A 17,931-nucleotide genomic window follows, 5' to 3' on the forward strand; every position below is an offset into this window, starting at 1 on the left:
TATGCCAATTTGGGAACATGTCCCAAGTTGGTGGCAGCCAACTTGGGGCAATCTTTCACTACATGTTATAAGTCACCACGTAATTCCATCACTAACGTCGCCGCATCAAATGGCGTTTTTAGTATATCCAGCTGCAAAAAGTGCTGCTGAACTGCTTCGGGTAACTGTTTAAATTCGAATTCAGCTCTAAGCTCTTCATTCCATCTAAGCGTCACAAAACTGTCTACCGTGATTAACTCATCCTTTGGCGCCGTCTGATTGTAGTGCTCAACTGCTTTTAAAAAATTTACATCATGGTCTTGCATACAATCATTAAGCACCACGTAATGCAGGTAATTTACTGCCTCTACGACTAATTCTATCTCTAGTTTGTCTGTCTCTAGCTCGCTTGGGCGAACGCGTGGAGTATGCTCAAAACACGTTTCCATCGCCGCGGTGTAAGCTATAGCTGCTTTTTGCAATTTCTTTTTTGCAAAGAAGAGCTCTGGTGTCATCTCCTGGCTATATGACAAGTTAGTCACCAAGGCTGTACTTAGTACTATCAACCAGCTACATACTTTTCGTTTAAACATGACAATCCATTGCCTCATAATTTCTTTCTCTCAGATATTTCAGTCTTCTATCGCACAACACTTGTTTTGGAGTACAACGAGTAAGCATTTATTATTTTAAGTTTATGCATGGCTTAACTGGTTCTCCTATAAAGCTTCTGTACTTAACTACAGGCAAGGAAAATAAAATTAAAATCCAGATTATATTCCCAAAAAACAACATTTCAGACGAGCTATAACCGCCCAAATAAAATTCGTTTAACAACGAGTATATATTTACAAACCACCACACCCAAACTACCAAACCCCATGTTCTTTGACTTAACACACGAACTTGTAATATGAGCAATAAATTTGCTACCAAAACCAAGCTATCTAAGACAAAGATAACAATGTCTACAAACGCGACGCTAATCTCAGACGAGGTTAAAAGCTGATTGTCGTATATTGAAAACACAGTTAAAGAACATTGCATTAAAAATATAAATTTCCAAATAATATGGTCTGCTTCTATATTCATAAATATACCTTTTAATACCAGCAACCATATTAAACTTGGTCTTTTTATTGATAACCGTTTTCCATAATTGTGCTTATCAACCTAACCGGGTTTAACAACTTCTTCTTTTTGCACTTTTAGACGCAAGCTCAACTAACATCTCAAAAGCGCTTGCCGCTACTTCCGAAACTCTACAATGAAGGTTCAATGTCATGCTTAATAATGGGCAGCATTCACTGCCCTAAATACGCTTCATTGGTTCTTCAGGTGGCCTTCATTTTTCGCCAGGCATTTGTCCAACGAGTGCGAGGCGTACGTCGATACCTTCCACTTGGAAGTGTGGAACCACATACGTATTCACACGGTAATAACCAGGATTACCCGGGATCTCAGACACAGTCACGTTGGCATCTTTTAACGGGTGCGTAGCAATTAGAGACTCGTCTGGATTATTCATCTTAGTAACTAATGCACCTAACCAATCATTAAGTTGCTGTTCTAGCTCGTGACGAGGCTTGCTTGAACCGATATTTTCACGTTGGATCACCTTCATATAGTGCGCAATACGTGATACCAAGTAGATGTAAGGTAATCTTGCATTGATCCGCGAGTTAGAGGTGGCTTCCGGCGTCTCAAAAATTTGTGGCTTTTGCGCACTGTTTGCAGAGAAGAAACACGCAAAGTCACTGTTTTTGTAGTAGCTCAGCGGGATAAACCCTTGGTTTGCAAACTCAAGCTCTTTGGTTTCAGAAATAAGTACTTCCGTTGGGATCTTAGTTTCTTGACCACGACCTGCCTCAAAAGAATGCAGAGGTAGATTTTCAACGCGACCACCAGATTGTGGACCACGAATATTTACCGCCCAACCATTTTGGTGGAAGCTACGGACGATATTTGCGGCGAACGCAAATGTCGCGTTACCCCATAGATAACGTTCGTGATGCTCACTACTAACGTCTTCTTGATAGTTAAAGTGACGAATTGGGTTTAAGTCGCCGTATGGTAAGCGCAGTAAGAAGCGTGGGAACGCTAAGCCAATATAACGTGCATCTTCTGATTCACGGAAGTTCTTCCAACGTAAAAACTCCGCACGCTCCATGTAAGAGCCCAAATCCTGAATTTTTGACACTTCTTCAAGCGAATCTTTTAAGAAGAACTTGGCACCAACACTACCTAAGAAGGGACAATGGGCTGCTGCAGAAACCCTTGAAATTTCTTGCAATAACGATATATCAGGCGCTGAACAATCAAATTCAAAGTTTGACACCATAGTCGAAATTGGCTCGCCCCCTGGCGTGTCATACTCAGCCGTATACACTTGCTTATAAAGCGCAGATTGCGTGGTATCTGGTGCTTCTTCGAAGTCGTCACGTAGCGTTTCTTTATCAACATCAAGTAGTTCAAGCTTTACGTTTGAGTTATTTGGACAACGATTCACCAAATAACGCAATGAACGCCACGCTGACTCTACTTTTTGAAACTGTGGATGATGTAAAATTTCGTCCAGCTGTTCAGAAATAATTTTGTCGACTTTAGCGATGTAGTCATCAAGTAATAACTTGTCGATACGCGACACTTCTTTGCTGTCATTAGTGGCCATGTCTAAAAAGACATTGATAGCAGCAGTTAAGCGCTCATTGGTGTCTGTTTCCGCAAGATTATTAGCATCACGGAAGTTATCAATGCTGATTTCGCTTGAAACCGGCTCAATAGACACAAGATTACAGATTGTTTCGTAAGCTGAAGCAGTCAAAGTCTCTTCTTTACGCGCTTCAACGTTTAACGTTTCTTGCATATTCATCGGTCGTATCCTTACTCTTGCGGTTGTTTTTCTTGCTCAGATAAAAGCGGCGCCAGCTCATTAAGGCGTGCTTTTAACTCATCTAGCTCTGGTTTGTTTTGTAAAATACGCTCCAGTTCTTTTCTCAGTGTTGAGTTATCAAGCAAGTTAGATTTCAGATCACGTAACAAGTTACGCATCGACATCATCTTGTTAAGCTCTGGCACTTGCGCTGCAACCTGCTCTGGGTCGAATGACTTAAAATCATCAAACGTCAGGTTGATACCGATTTCACCGTCACCTGCGATTTTGTTCGATACTTGAAACTTTGCCTTTGGTGACATGTCTTTAAGCACTTGCTCTAAATTATTTTTATTAATAGCAATGCGCTCTCGCTCAGCGAGGTCACAGTCGTTTTGGCCGTTGGAATAATCACCCACAACCAAAACTTTCATCGGTAGTTCACTCTTTTGCGTTGCACCTTCGGTTTCCAGCTCAAGCGCTATATTAATCCGCGCTCTTGGGATCTCTTTTTGAAACGTATCAGACATAGTCTTTCCTTATTTAATCAGTCGTTGCGCCTGCCGTTACAAGCCCAGCGGTTAACAATCAAACCCAGTCAATCGCTGAGCTTACTTTGGTTACGAGCATCTGCTGCTTTATCGCGGTTGCTCGTAGGTCAAATTCATCCCCTTGCTCCAAGGATATTGCTTCATTACATTGCTTGGCATAACGCCAAACCTCTAGAGCAAACGACTCATGCCATAGATCCAGTCGGTACTGTTCAATGTCTTTAAGCAGCTGCTCAAACATTGGATAGGCAAGATCAGCGCGTTCACTGCGCATCAATAAACGCGCTTGATATAATTTTTGCTTTGCAAAATCGAACTTGTCTTGGGCAAACCCTTCCATTAGCTGCAGTGCTTGCGCAAGCTTATTTTGGTCAACAAGCGCCTGCGCTTCTTTAAATTTATCTAACCAAATCTTCTGATTACCGTCTGTGCTCGCACCGTCACCTTGGCTTAATAGTTTATGCTCACCAATTCGCTCACGATTCGCCGCGGAGCAGAATTCACTTCCATCTTCATATTTAAGACTTAACAGTGTTGGATACTGATCAGCAATTGCCGCTAACTCTAATTCTATCCACTGTGCTTCTTTAAATAGCTTGAGCCCTTCAAGTGCAGCGATGGTTAGCCTTTGTAAATTAAGGTTAAAATGCATCGCCCCTTCCATAAATAAGGCTTCTGCCTTTTCTAACGCCTGAGCAAAGTTTTGTGCGGCTAAGGCGTTTTCAATAGGCACAAATGCCGCTTGCCTGGGAGCTGGTAGGCGCGTTTTCAGCTCACCATCATGTGGTGGTAATGCAAGCGCCCCCCACCTCACTGCACGTGCCAAGCGAATCGCTCGCATCCAATTTTGGCTTTCTTTGTCATACGCCAATAGTTTGCGAACTTGCTCTGTATAGGCCGAGTCTGACTGCGGTGCTTCCACGGCAATAGCAGGTGTAGAAACTGGCTTTGAAGCAACAGCTGTAGGCTGTGAAGTCGCCGCTACAGATTGCTGTACTTGAGACTGTTCAGCGGTTGCCACTTCAGGGTTTTCAACAGGTTCTCGTACCGTCGCAACAGGTTGTACAGGAACTGGTTGCGAAACCAAACCTTGCTCACACCAGTGTTTTAAATCGGCAAGCGGCCCTGAGTCTGCATCAAGTATCGCCACCGAATCTGTTGCATACTGTTCAAGTACACGCTTTAATTCTGGCCACTGCTCCGGCATTGTCGCGCTGTGCGCTGTAGCAACACCAAGTAAGCGCTGTTGTTGTTGTAAGAACCAAGTATGAACCGATGCTCTCGCACGTTCTTTCACAGGGTGGATCTGCGCCTGATACTGTTGCAAAAGCTGATTGAACAAATCTAGCGAGTGGATCAAACCCTCAAGCCCAAACTCATTGGTAGCGGCCAACGCTAGATACGACGCAATGCGAATATCTTTGGTTTGTTTTTCTAACAGTTCTGATGCCAAAATAAAGTTGGCTTTGAAGTCTGGCTCGGCAACACCAGATGAAGAACCTTTTAGTAATTTAAATGACTCTTCGTATTTTAAATCGTCACCGCATGGCATACCGCCTAAAGGCGCCAATAAGTTTTCATGCCACTGCTGCCAGCTCTGATACTTATGTGGTTGACTCATAACTTACTCCAACTCCTTAACGCATCGAAAACACTCATATTTGATGCTTTTGCCAATTCATACATATGCGGTGTCACCGGATGTTGAGGCAAAGTCCCTGTTAGATTAATGGTCGTTGACAAGCTATTGTGCTCAAGCCAAACAGACGCAAAATACGAGGCTGGCATAGGTCTGCAATACACCACCAGCGAAGCTTTCTGGCTCAATTGACCATAGTTGTAAAAACACCAAGGCTGCCAGTGATGATCGGCCACCATATTGGTAATTAGATGTAGCCAAAATGCACCTAACAGCTGAGTATCTTCACCCACTTGTGGCATCGGTAACTTCAACCCGAACTGACAACGCAAACAGCCTTGTGTTTTGATCATTTTGAGCGCAGACATCACTTGGCTTATTAATTGTGCTCGCTGGTCAAGATCTTCTAGTTCAAGTGCATCCCATACACGCTGTATCGGTGAAGCTCGTAATGAAGACATCGCCTTATCGAAATCAATCGGTTGCGAAACCAGCTCACTTACCTGCTTAAGCTCCTGCGCGCTATGACGCATTTGCTCAACACTACTGCAGTTTCTGATCAGCTCATGGCTTAAGCTTAATGATTTAAACGCACTACCACATTCACTAAATAAAAATGCAGGGTTTTGTTTGTAGTCCGCATTACTCGATAACACGAACGAACAAAATGGATATTGTCTTCCACTTTTATCTTCGCTTGGCTGTAATGTGCCTAATAAACAGTTTTCGTCTTGACCTGAAGCGATAAAAAATAGCGTTGACTGCTCTTTTTGAGAAGATGCATCTTTTATCAACGCCTGTCGGCTCATGTCTGCATACCCTTCTTGAAGCCAGCGCTCAAGCGTAATCGCTTCTCTTGAATCAACGTTAAACTTAATGAAATCTGCTTGGATTGGGTTCTTACCCATAAATCCAAATGGCTGAGTCGTTGGTACCTTGGCGACTTTCTTATTATTAAAAAAACCGAACATGCCTGCGTTACCTCAACGCCAAGTTTTCATTAGAAGCAACACTCACCTTGGTATCAAACAAAGACTCCGGCAGCGCAAATGACGTCATAAAATATTTACTGAATATGCCACTGTTTCTGCTCGACTTAAGTGCAACTTGAACTTGGATTGGCTCAACACTAGCCTCAGCTTCTCTTTGTAATTGCCACGTTGCCATAAATTCAGTACCACGAACCCACTGCACATTCGCTTCATTCAATACTTTTAGGAATGCCCAAGGTCCTGACTTTTCGATTTCGATTCTGCGGCCTTCACTGTCTAAACCATATACCACTGCTTTTTCAGTGCCCGCTCTTGCAGGCCAGTTAAAACGACGCCACTCTTCAGGTTCGTTTCTATAACGGTAATTTTGGTCACTAAAGCCGATATAAGTTTCTTTTAATCCCTTTTGTGCCACAGGCATCATTTGGAAGCTAATACCCACCTCAGAACCGTCTCGAGGAAATAGCGAACGCGTAACCTTTCTCGCCTTAGTTAGCTTGTCTAGTACCCCAGGCTTAAAGCCGATACCAATCCCATTCCACGTTTTCTCTACCCACTCACCACGTTTTAAACGAAGGTAAGGAGATAGATTTTCAGCCATAAATTGCCAAAACACACCTGACTCTTGGTTTAGCAGTTCGCTAATATCTTCAACCGCTGCATCTGGGCCGTCGATATTGAACGGATATTTACCACGGATATTTTCTTTGTATGTTAAGAATACTTGATTAGACCAACGCTCATTAAGCTGTACTTTCGCTTCGTTCATTACTGTCTGCACACTAGCTAAAAGTGGTGCTTTTAGTAGTTTTTCAAGTGCTTGCTTAGTATCTGGGTCAAGCGCTCTTACTTGGCTTTCTACCACCACCCAGGCACTTTGCAGCGCATGGTTTTTGCTATCACCGTTTAACAACGTTTGAGTAAATGACATCGCCATATAGTCATCATTGTTACTCGCCGCGATCGTTTTGATGTCTGAATGAAATGCACTCAAAGCACCGAGATATTGCTCTAGGTAATCAGAGCGAGCGTTCTCTTCTCCTTTTGCCGTATAGCGGCGAAGATCTGCAAAGCGGCTCGACAGTTCAGGTACACGTTTTCTCGCAGCGGCTTCTATCTTTGCACCTTTAACCTTGCTGTTTTTAGACTTTGCAAGTAATGCATTTGCCTGCTCGGTCAACTTTTCTGTTTCTACCGTTTTGTTTGGCGAATCAATTAGATTCACGTTGTCGTCGATTGACGCCATTAAATCGACCAACGGACCTTCTGGTGATGACAACTGAGCCAGCGTTAAACTTGCCGCGTTGCTCGTATTAAATGGGCTTATTTCTACTGAATTTAAAAACTCAAACCACACATTGGCATAGTCTCTGAAATACAGCGCACGGATAGATTTAACTAAAGCGCTCGCTTTTGCTTCATCGACAGAACCTTGGCTTTCTGCGTTGTCTGTGCCCATCACCCAGTCGCCAGAGAATGCTTTGCTCGCGATGACCTTGATGGCGTCGTATACTTCATTTTCCCAAGCTTCTTTGGTGTAAACGTATGGAATACTGATCTTGGACTGCAAAAAGGTCTTGTTGTTTTGCTGCATCATTTGATCAAGCGTTAGTGCGGCTTTCGATACCGTTACTTTTGCTTTGATCTGCTCATATAACGCAGTCGGTTCTGGCGCACTCATTAAGTCTGAACGAGCCTGACTCACTAAGAAATCATTACTTTGCCAAATCGCAAGTTGCTGCGGTGCAGGCTCAACCGCTAATTGGGCTAAGTAAAAATCAATCAGTCCTGACAGTTGTTCTGTTAATACTTGCGTGTCTTCGTTTAGCGTTAGCTCTAAGCGGTCCGCCGTGTAGTCTAATAGCTCAGACTTAGCATAGTCTTTGTTTAAACGCTCAAACTCATTACTCATCATGAGTTGCAGCTTAAGTGCTTGATAGTACTTATCACGTAGCTTTGGCTCGATACGTTTAGCAACCTGCTCTTCTGTACTTAGCAATGCAATCCAGTTTTGATGGCTTTCAAACAGCGCTTGTTGCACAAGCTCCGAACTTGGTTCACCAATGAGCGCTTGTACACGCTGACGTAATACCTGTTCTATTGGCTTTATGGTGTTGTCAGCACTGTAAACACCAAGTAAGAAATACCAAGGCAGCTTTTTCTCATAGCCTATTAGCTCTTGATAGTGTGCAAAAAGAGACAAGGTAGAGTTAAATTGCTCGGCCAACGGCTGGTTTTCAACTCGTGTATTAACAACAGCAGTCGTTAATTTATCACTGGTTGTTAAAAGCTGCTGATTGTGGGTATAAGAGTTAACCAACAAGCCCGCTAGAGCAAATACCGACGTCACACACAAGCATACAGCAAAGCCTTTTAGCCATTTTTGTACGCGGCGCTTTTTCCGGTTACCCCGAGTGAGGTCTTGCAATTTAAACAACACATCTTTGAATACTTGGTTGATAAAAAATGCGGAGGTAATGCTTTCTTGACGATACTCAAACAATACTGATCTAAACGTAGATAGTTTGCTCGTTGCGCTACGCTCGATAGGCGTACCTTCTTGCGTACCAGAGGTAAAATACACACCAGCAAACCACGGTACTTCTTGGTACGGATTTTCTTTAAATAATGTGTCAATAAACTCTTCGACTTTAGCTGACGCCGCTTTAAACTGATTAGGAAAATCATAAATCAATTGTTTCCGTTGAGCGTTACGCTCACGCGTCATTTTAACTAGGCGCTGATCACACAGTCGCTCATACAGGCCAGTAAGATGCTTTGAAAAGTTCTCGCTCGCCACTTCACCGGTATTGGTGCCATCTTCTTCAAGTAAATACGCGCCCCAGGGTTGCTTACGCTCATCTTCACTTAGTTCATTAAAGAAAGGCTCAAAGCCGCTGATCAAATCACACTTGGTAAATACCACATATACTGGAAAGATAAGTCCAAGTTGATTGATTAACTCATCAATACGAGCGCGGATCTGTTTAACGTGGTCACGGATCTGTTCGCTGTCTGAAGTCAAGATATCAGCAACGCTAATAGCAACCATCACTCCATTGATTGGTTGTTTAGAACGGTATTTACGTAACAGCTTTAAGAATGACAACCATTGATCGTTATCTGATTCTTCAGTGGTATAACGACCTGCGGTATCAATCAAAACGGCTTGATCTGAAAACCACCAGTCACAATTACGCGTACCACCAAAACCTTGGATATGCAGTTGATTAGATTTTGAATAAGGGAAATGCAGTCCTGAATTTGCAAATAATGTGCTCTTACCCGCAGCCGACGGACCAATGATCATATACCAAGGCAAGGCATACAGCGCAGCGTTACCACGATACCCGGCCCCCAAATGAGAAGCTTTTAATGCAGACAGCGCTTCTTCCATTTTGGCTTTGATTTCTTCGATTTCGGCTTCTGTTCCCGCATGATTGTTGGCAATTTCTTTCGCTAACTTGTCACCAGAGCGCTTCACCCATAACCATCGAACTAATAAAGTAAGACAAAACAGACCAAATACAGCACCCATCACCATTAAACGATGATTTTGATCTTCAAGGCCAATAAACCGGCCTGCAAACCAAATTAGTGTCAAAATTGCGAATATGCCGACCCAATGAGCCGTCGCACGAGATGACAAAAATCCTAAGACTAGGTGCACTAGTCCACTACGATTCACTCCTGACATGATGTTACCTCGCTTTCCCTGTTTTCTCTAACTGCGTTAGTACTTCAATATGCTTATCAATTTGCACGACTTGCTGGTTCGCGCGATTCTCAATGAAATACGTTGAACCAACATACATACTGGCAAGTAAGGCGAGCGTTACTGACAAAATAACCCAGTACGGTAGATTTCTTCCCACCTTAGTAACCATACTTTCTTGTGGTTTTGCATTATCAGAAAGCTGTAATTTTGCAGGTCCAGCAAGCTCTTCTAATTGCGCTCTAACATCCAACATCAACGCTTTGAGTTGCTCGACCCCTTTTATCTTATAGATCCCTTCGAAACCCAGTTGTAAACAAACAAAATAGACTTCTAGTAATGTACGTTGCTGAGCCGCTACACGGCGGATATTTTCAAGCTTTTCATAAAAAGCTTCTCCCCCACGCATATTGCCAAATAATTCTAATTGTAAAGGTCGCGCCATCCATTCCATACTATACGGCTTCTGTGCCGTCATGATTTGCTCATCAACCAAAGCAGTTAGTGCAAATTTGGCTTCTTGCATGTCTGACGCACTGATCCGTGCGTCATAACAGCTCTTTTCATATTCATCAAAAGCATCCATGACTTTACTGCGTAGACCGTCAACTCCTTGATGATCAGCCCCGCCCTGGCGAATTGAAGTAAGCACTTCAAGCACCGGTGAAATGCAGGCGACTAGTTCAGATTTATTTTTCGACGCTTCCATGACCTTTACCTACTAACTATTTACTCGCCACTGAAACCACTTCAAGTTTCACGCCTTGAAGGCTAAATGGCACAAAGATTCTTAACGCTAATTCCTGTACAACTTGTTCCCAAGCAGCGCCATGTGGTTCCACTTTAAAATACTCATACCCACCTTTAACTGACACTCTATTCGGTGGGCGCTGGCAATGTGTTAACTTCACACCACCAAGCGCTGAAGCGATTAATATTTCTAACTGACTTGGCGCTGCCAGCTTAACTTGCTCTGCAAACAACTCGATCCATTGCGTAGATTCATTTTCATAGAAAGCCGCAATGTACAGCTCACCCCGTGTCAAGGTACTGCTTTCTATGTCTTTAACCTCAAAGATTGACTGAGAGATTGCACTGAGTACTAGATCAGACGAGCGTGCTGCGCTTATCGAACCAATAAGGGTTTGAATATGAGATTCGATTAAACCAAAGCTGCGCGTTAAGTCTTGATGGTCATAAACAGGTAACTCAAATTTACTCGCTTCTGGTTCGAAATTTATCAGTTGGCAGACCAGTTTATTTAGCGCCATAAACAGTGCATCAGGACTAGTTTTGGCGGTGGTACTTAACTGCTTAATCTCAGGAAAAACAGAGCTAAATGTTTGTAATAACAAAAAGTGTTTGAGTTCTGTTGGACCAAAATCTTCCACGATCCCCATACTCGCACGATTGGTAAACATCGCGGTGTACTTAGCTTCAACCATATTGACGAGTTTATTTACACGCTCGGCTAAATAGCCATGGGCTTTGATGTTTAACAGTGGAGGAATATAGCTTGAGTCAATTTCGAACTGCCCATGTTCACCACGTATAACTTTTATGCAAGGCAATTGCTCGATAAAACTGTTACTTGCGCTGAACTCAACCAGCATAAGTTTAGGCTTAGCAACCATCACTTCTGCTTTTCGGTTTGGATCATGTGCATCTTGAAGCTCAACAAAATCACAGTCATAAGCACTAAGCTGCCCAGTTTGCGGGTAACCTTGGATATTACTTACTGAATGATTGTTCGCGAGCGCCACACTAATGATGTATTCGCTTTTGTTATCTTCAAGCTCAAACATAGGTGCTTCGTTGTCAGCAAAAACATGATGTATATGACGACCACTTTTGAAGATTGCCGCAATACTTTGCAGTTTGACTACACCTTTGGCTAATGCCGATTCGTCGAATACAATTCGGTCTAAACCATATGCATTGTCTCTAAGACTTTGCTGTACACCAGCTAGTTGAGATTGCTGGTATTGATCGAACAGTTGTAAGTGCTGCTGACTGAGCATTAAACCTTCAGCCCAAACAGGTTTGTATACGTTGTTGTGCTGCATTACTTGTCCTCCTCTACTTCAGGTAAGCGAAGCGAGTTACTTGTAATTTCAATATCTAGAGAAGTAGATAAAGGCACAGGCCAATCATTTAAGTCATAAAATGCGCGCCAGTTACCACCCGTTCTATCTCTAAATAGTGCAACAAAAGCCACGTACTTTGCAGATTCAGCTTGTTCAAACTCGATTTTTATACGATCTGAGGGGTTTACGGTACGTTCTTCCACCGTAACTAAGGTGTTAGCCAGAATTGATTTATCGGACTTCCAAAGCTGTTCAAATGTAGAATTTTTAAACGCTTGAATATCAGTAAGTTGATATACTTTTAATACCACAGGTAGTGGCTCGTTAAACTGGTTTAAATTTATGTTATCAGTAGCAGTTACGTCTAACTTAACGTAAGTAGACATACAACCAGTCAAAAACAAAACCATTATAAATAAAGCATTCCTAGCCATATCCGCCTCAATTATAAGACATCCAAATTAGATTATTGGAAACAATTAATCTTTTTAATTTCCAGTACAATAGTAAAAATACATTTGATTTAACTATTTAACAAGAAATTACAGAACACAAGTATGCAGTTTGTAACTGAATACTAAGTTAACATTCAAAAATCTTCTTAAAAAATATTCAAACCATTGTTTTTTATAGATTTTACTTTCTATTGGGAATTCAGGGAGGAAGTCACGAGACTTAATGAGCAATTCAGTTTGCATTAAGCTTTCTTACAACTTGTTGAGATAGACACTTCCCTGAAAACAAAAACCACACTAAACATCTGGACTTTTGATGTACATTCTCGAACGGCGCATAAGATACACAAACGCTTTTTACAGATCAACCTTAATATCAAACTAATATTATCAACCACCAAAAAACACACTTACACTCCACCAAATCCATGTAATAACCTCCATTATTATATTAAATTAATTTAATAACAGATAATTACACATAAAAAACGTATTTACACTACATTAACCAAGCTTTATGGATTGTTGTGAGAGTTTTCAAATCAACCAAGGCTAAATTTCATGCACACAAAGGTGGTCATTCACGACACAATCCAAAGTGCTAAGGTCACTAGTTATGAACTAACCACTTATATAAATGAAAGTTTTGTTTTCCATAGTACTTTAGAACCAGGTTCCGATATTCATGACAAACTTTCGACTGGGAATGATGTAACTTTTGAAACAATCAAGCCAGATCAAATAATCACTTTTTCCACGGATGCCCCTTTTTTAAATTCGTGCAAGGGTGACTTCAGAGCGTACCTATTCTTATAAATTAACCTTAAAGCCAAGGATAGAACCACTTAAACAAACAGAAAAAAGTCAAGCTTTTGTAAAAATCAATGTACAATCTTTGAACAACCCTCTTATTTTAATAGCCGGCTATTTACAAAACCGTATAAAGTGGCGAGTCACTAAAGCTCTCCCCACGCTATCACAGTGTGTACAGCACTAGAAAACGACTCACTGATCTGATCCAAAACTTTTGGACACCTCATTAAGTGAGTAAACTAACTCGTAGAGGTGAAAATAACGTCCCCAAAGAAAACCAGAAAACTTATTCAGCCGAATTTAAGTAAGAAGCCTTGAAGCTGGCGACCAAAATTGGAATTGCACAGGCTGCACGAGACCTCACTGTTTATGAATCTCGGCTCTATGCTTGGCGTAATGTCGGGAGCGCAGAGAGTGCCAAGTTAAGACGCCAGTTGGCTGAGCAAGCTAAGGAATTAGAAATCTTAAAAAAGGCGGCCACCTACTTCGCAAAAAACCAAAAGTAACTCGATTTGAGTTTATGAAAGACAACTGCGGGTCATTCTCAATACACAGGATGGCCTATATATTGTCCGTGTCGCCAAGTGGGTATTATTTATGGCTAAAATCGTGCCAGCAGCTGAGTAAGCGCAAGCAAGCCCGCGATACAAAAATTAAAGATGAGTTGAGCGGGACAGTGCTCGACGCATTCCAGCTGAGCTTGAAGAGCAAGGTGAGAAGTATGATATTAAAACCATTATGTGCAGCATGGAGCGCTAAGGGCTTGTAGCCAAAGCGGCCCGCAAGTTTAAAGTTACAACGTACAGTAAACATTCATTGCCTATTGCACCGGATTTGCTTGAGCAAGACTTTATCGCTGATGGGCCAAATCAAAAATGGGCAGGCGACATCACCTATTTAATAACGAGCGAAGGTTGGCTCTATTTAATTTAGCTTTCATCACCGATTTATATTCACGGTCAGTAGTTAGTTGGTCGATGAGTAAGCGCATCACATCAATCTTGGTGTGATGCTCTAAAAATGGCGCTTTGGCGACGCGACAAGCCCAAGGAGTTATTGTTCACAGTGACCGTGGCAGCCAGTATTGCTCTCATGCTAATCGGAATATGATTGAGCAGTACGGATTAACTCAGAGCATGAGCCGCAAAGGTAACTGCTGGGAGCGTCAACGCTTGTGTTGAGAGCCTCTTCCATTCACTGAAAGTTGAGGCGGTTCAATACGAACCAATTATGGATCGTTAAGCGATGTTTCAGCAAATACTTGAGTACCTAGAAATTGATTACAACAAAAAGAGAAGGCATAGTGTTATTGGCTATCTAAGCCCTGAAAGATTTGAATAACTGAAAGTAGCTTAATGAAGTGTCCTGTTTTACTGGATCAGATCACTTTTTTAGTTATGAGTTTAACGTTGCAGAGACAGACCAAATACAGAGGAAGAGCCAGGTACCACAGCCGTTTTCATATATGTGGCGAAAGATCTTACTGAACTTATCGAAAGCAAAATTAAGAGATTAAGAATCTGTTCTTACGGAAACATTCAGCGCTTCTTGAAAGCGACAGAAAATAAATAAAATAATTTACACATCGATTAATAAGAAAATACAATGATCACGATGGAACAATATTTTTATTGGCTTTTTAGTTTCTTTGATCAGTTTTATCGTTGCTGTATCGATTAGCAAACAGGGACATAAGCTAGTTCAACCTTGGATAAAAGCCATCGTGTTACTAACATCAGTACTTTCGTTTTTTATCTGTATGTCTATACTATCAAACCTATTCTCAAATGCGGTTATGATAAGTAAAGCCGCGGATCAGGCGATCATATTTATACTATTCGGTTTTGGGATCTACAAATTTATAGCACATACTAAAGCCAAAAGTCGCCAGTAAAATCAGATCAACATTTATCGCTGAACATAACAAGGAGTTGGAATGCGTGAAGAAAACCGACAAGTCCCACAACAATTGGGTCAATATCTGTATCAACAAATTAAAGAGCCGTGGAGCGAAGCGCGACTCGTATTGGACTATCATGACGACAATATGCCGAGGTGTTCCGCTTTCTACTATGACACCAGCACTCCCAAACAAGCACATGTCATACCTGTAAGTGATGAAATTTCCGTCCTTTTTCTAAGCTTGTTCGAAAATGCGACAGCAAATCAAGAAGAGAACTGGCAAAAGGCTATTTTCTCAGTGCAGCGCAGTGGTCAATTTAGTTTGAACTTTGAAACTACGGAAAATGAAGATTAAGTTAAAATCTAACGCTTCGATTAAACTGGTCTCGTAAATTGAAAGAGGCCAACAATAATGTTGGCCTCTCATGTTTAAAGCGAAGCAATACTTTGGTTAATTGCTTCCAGAGCTCCTGCTGGATTGTCAGCTTTAGTGATCGGACGCCCTATCACTAGATAATCACTACCCGCTTTCACTGCTTTTTCAGGGGTCATAATACGTTTTTGATCGCCAGCATCAGCACCTGCTGGTCGGATACCTGGTGTCACAAGCTTAAATTCCTCACCGAGTTGAGCTTTTAAAAGTTCGGCTTCTTGCGCAGAACAAACCACGCCATCTAGACCTGATTCTTTCGCTAATTTTGCAAGATATAGCACTTGCTCTTGAGGTGTCTTTTCAATTCCAAGCTTTAGTAGCTGACCTTGATCCATACTAGTTAATACGGTCACAGCAATAAGTAGCGGCGCTTTATCACCGTAAGCTGCCAACGCTTCTTTTGCTTTTGACATCATTTCATGGCCGCCGCTGGCGTGAACATTTACCATCCACACGCCAAGTTCAGCCGCAGCAGTTACCGCTTTTGCAACTGTGTTTGGAATATCGTGAAATTTTAGATCTAAAAATACATCAAAATTCATATCTACCAGTTTTTTTACAAACTGAGGGCCAAAATAGGTAAACATCTCTTTACCTACTTTCAATCGGCATTCGTCAGGTGAAAGCTGAGAAACAAATGATAATGCAGCTTCTTCATTATCATAATCAAGCGCAATCAAAACCTTTTTTAAATCTTGTGTCGACATAGTTACCCTATTTGGCCAAATTAAAAACCTAAAAACCGTCTAACCCACGGCTCGGAGCAAGTGACTCCCAATGTTTGCAGGAGGGACATAACCAGTACATTGTATGACTTGTAAACCCACAATGACCACATTGATAATTCGGCTTAGTTGCAATATAAGACTTTACCAACTTATCTATTTCTTGTAGTACGTGATCTATTTTAGCATCTTTGCCACTAATGAGTTGCAGCAAATAACTAAAGCCCCTAATTGATGGTTCACGCTTTAAACTATCAGTTAGAAACTCTATCGCCTCAGAAATATGACCTTTTTGGACTAATCCTTGGCAGAACTTAATTCTGATCAGCACTCCTCCTTTTTCTAATAGCTCGGAGACTAACTCAAAGAATTGCTCATGAATATTTAATTTAACATAACAAGATTCAAGGTCTTCTATTACTAGTGGCGCCATAAATACAAATTGGCTCACGAGCTTTCGCCAATAATATATACACTTCACGTAATCGTCGTGTTTGTATGCATCTTTGCCCATTTCATACAAGGGTCTTACTGTTTCATGCGCGAGCGCTGTCGCTTTTTCGAATAAGCTTGGATTCTTTTCTTGATTTGCAGCTTCACAATAGAAGTTTGCAATAGTCGCGCAATGAGACGACTTTTTAAAAAGCTCAGGATGCGCTTCATACATATGAACGCCTTTTCGCCAATCTCTAGTTTGAGAGTATAGGTTTAAAATTGGATCGAGTGCATCCTTAAACCCAAGCTTTACAAGAATGACTAAGTGTTCTTCAGCGCTATCCAATAGACCGGCTAAGACGTAATCTTGAGCAAGCTCTAGACGACAGGACTTCACCACTTCTTCGTCTAGATTAGGTTGTTTAAGTAGTAGCTCATGAATTTTTATCGCTCTATCTAACTCTCCCCGCTTTCTAAAGAGCGATGCGAGTGTTAAATAATGGTCGACGGAGTCTGCTGAGACTTCAAGTAACTTTGTGAGGTGTTCAAGACCCTGATCTTCTTCCCTATCCAGTAGGAATTTTAGGCCTTTACTGTATTCTGAGGTAATTTGTCTACTTTGCTCTAGGGCTTGATTCTTAGCACTATTTTTACCCATAACATAACCGTAAGCGGCAGCTACAGGTAGTAATAAAAACAGTAGCTCGATCATAACTAGCGTTCGGCTGCTTGACTAAGCTTACTATTACTTTTTTTTAGGCGATGATTTTGCCATTTAAGCTTAGATAAAACCGACGCTGTTACAAGTAAACCAATAATTATCCCAAGAGCTAAGCAAATACTCATTAAGGTTGCGAGTGGTAACTCTGCACTTGCAATTACAAAATTGACATTAACAACTTGTGGATTTTGTGTTCCAACTAAAAATGCAATCAGTATGGCAACAACAGCTAATCCCTTTTTCAATACTGCAACCAAGTTTAGCTCCGTTAGACTTAATTATTTAAGCTTTCGTTTACTCTATCGCGCAGCTCTTTGCCTGGCTTAAAGTGTGGTACGTATTTACCATCCAATTCTACTGTCTCGCCCGTTTTAGGATTACGGCCAGTGCGAGGAGAACGGAAGTGAAGCGAGAAACTACCAAAGCCACGGATTTCGATACGTTCCGAGTCTGATAATGAGCCAGCCATTTGTTCAAGGATTTCTTTTACCGCATTCTCTACATCTTTAACAGGAACGTGAGCGTGCTGCAGTGCAAGTTGTTCTATCAATTCAGACTTTGTCATAATGTTTCCTTTAGTGTAAAAGGAAGGGCTGAGCGCCCTTCCTAGTT

At 41.7% G+C, this 17,931-nt stretch carries 14 protein-coding genes and 1 pseudogene; 2 read left to right on the forward strand and 13 right to left on the reverse strand.

What is annotated here, in order from left to right; all coding sequences use genetic code 11:
• Positions 1 to 65: 65 nt before the first annotated feature.
• From ABMY45_RS17965 to tssJ, 9 genes are all read right to left on the reverse strand, one after another.
• Positions 66 to 572, reverse strand: coding sequence for a hypothetical protein (locus tag ABMY45_RS17965; protein ID WP_227387104.1), 507 nt, complete (start codon positions 570 to 572; stop codon positions 66 to 68).
• A 752-nt stretch (positions 573 to 1,324) separates the two neighbouring features.
• On the reverse strand, positions 1,325 to 2,851 hold the full coding sequence (gene tssC / locus ABMY45_RS17970) for a type VI secretion system contractile sheath large subunit (RefSeq protein WP_174168826.1): 1,527 nt from the start codon (positions 2,849 to 2,851) through the stop codon (positions 1,325 to 1,327).
• An 11-nt stretch (positions 2,852 to 2,862) separates the two neighbouring features.
• Complete coding sequence (gene tssB, locus ABMY45_RS17975; protein WP_174168825.1) at positions 2,863 to 3,381, reverse strand: type VI secretion system contractile sheath small subunit; 519 nt, start codon at positions 3,379 to 3,381, stop codon at positions 2,863 to 2,865.
• Positions 3,382 to 3,439: 58 nt separating this feature from the next.
• Positions 3,440 to 5,023, reverse strand: coding sequence for a TssA family type VI secretion system protein (locus ABMY45_RS17980; protein WP_349289296.1), 1,584 nt, complete (start codon positions 5,021 to 5,023; stop codon positions 3,440 to 3,442).
• Positions 5,020 to 6,012 (reverse strand): type VI secretion system-associated protein TagF, encoded by a 993-nt coding sequence (gene tagF / locus ABMY45_RS17985; protein WP_010604829.1) that lies wholly within the window; start codon positions 6,010 to 6,012, stop codon positions 5,020 to 5,022. Before tagF ends, ABMY45_RS17980 begins: the two co-directional genes overlap by 4 nt.
• A gap of 7 nt (positions 6,013 to 6,019) precedes the next feature.
• Entirely contained in the window at positions 6,020 to 9,730 is a 3,711-nt protein-coding gene (gene tssM, locus ABMY45_RS17990; RefSeq protein ID WP_349289297.1) for a type VI secretion system membrane subunit TssM, read from the reverse strand.
• A gap of 4 nt (positions 9,731 to 9,734) precedes the next feature.
• Positions 9,735 to 10,457 (reverse strand): type IVB secretion system protein IcmH/DotU, encoded by a 723-nt coding sequence (gene icmH, locus ABMY45_RS17995; protein WP_206473207.1) that lies wholly within the window; start codon positions 10,455 to 10,457, stop codon positions 9,735 to 9,737.
• 16 nt (positions 10,458 to 10,473) lie between these two features.
• A complete protein-coding gene (gene tssK / locus ABMY45_RS18000; RefSeq protein ID WP_206473201.1) occupies positions 10,474 to 11,814 on the reverse strand; it encodes a type VI secretion system baseplate subunit TssK in 1,341 nt (446 codons plus the stop codon).
• The gene (gene tssJ, locus ABMY45_RS18005; protein ID WP_096040868.1) at positions 11,814 to 12,269 is read right to left on the reverse strand and encodes a type VI secretion system lipoprotein TssJ; all 456 of its coding nucleotides are present in this window, start codon (positions 12,267 to 12,269) and stop codon (positions 11,814 to 11,816) included. Before tssJ ends, tssK begins: the two co-directional genes overlap by 1 nt.
• A gap of 1,148 nt (positions 12,270 to 13,417) precedes the next feature.
• Between tssJ and ABMY45_RS18010 the strand changes: the two are divergent.
• Positions 13,418 to 14,444: pseudogene (locus tag ABMY45_RS18010) on the forward strand (IS3 family transposase).
• A gap of 595 nt (positions 14,445 to 15,039) precedes the next feature.
• Positions 15,040 to 15,360: a hypothetical protein gene (locus ABMY45_RS18015; protein WP_010604838.1), complete on the forward strand. Its 321-nt coding sequence runs from the start codon at positions 15,040 to 15,042 to the stop codon at positions 15,358 to 15,360.
• 74 nt (positions 15,361 to 15,434) lie between these two features.
• Here ABMY45_RS18015 and pyrF read toward each other — a convergent pair whose 3' ends face one another.
• From pyrF to ihfB, 4 genes are read right to left on the reverse strand one after another with little or no spacing between them, the layout of a single operon-like run.
• Positions 15,435 to 16,145: an orotidine-5'-phosphate decarboxylase gene (gene pyrF, locus ABMY45_RS18020; protein ID WP_010604839.1), complete on the reverse strand. Its 711-nt coding sequence runs from the start codon at positions 16,143 to 16,145 to the stop codon at positions 15,435 to 15,437.
• Between the two features lie 28 nt (positions 16,146 to 16,173).
• Positions 16,174 to 17,310 carry a lipopolysaccharide assembly protein LapB gene (locus ABMY45_RS18025; RefSeq protein WP_010604840.1) on the reverse strand — a complete coding sequence of 379 codons (1,137 nt, stop codon included), beginning with the start codon at positions 17,308 to 17,310 and terminating at the stop codon, positions 16,174 to 16,176.
• Between the two features lie 2 nt (positions 17,311 to 17,312).
• Positions 17,313 to 17,576, reverse strand: a complete 264-nt coding sequence (locus ABMY45_RS18030) for a LapA family protein (RefSeq protein WP_010377035.1) — start codon at positions 17,574 to 17,576, stop codon at positions 17,313 to 17,315.
• A 17-nt stretch (positions 17,577 to 17,593) separates the two neighbouring features.
• Positions 17,594 to 17,884 (reverse strand): integration host factor subunit beta, encoded by a 291-nt coding sequence (gene ihfB / locus ABMY45_RS18035; protein WP_010377033.1) that lies wholly within the window; start codon positions 17,882 to 17,884, stop codon positions 17,594 to 17,596.
• Positions 17,885 to 17,931 lie beyond the last annotated feature (47 nt).

This window comes from Pseudoalteromonas sp. XMcav11-Q (genome assembly GCF_040104525.1).
In the GTDB taxonomy this organism is placed as follows: domain Bacteria; phylum Pseudomonadota; class Gammaproteobacteria; order Enterobacterales; family Alteromonadaceae; genus Pseudoalteromonas.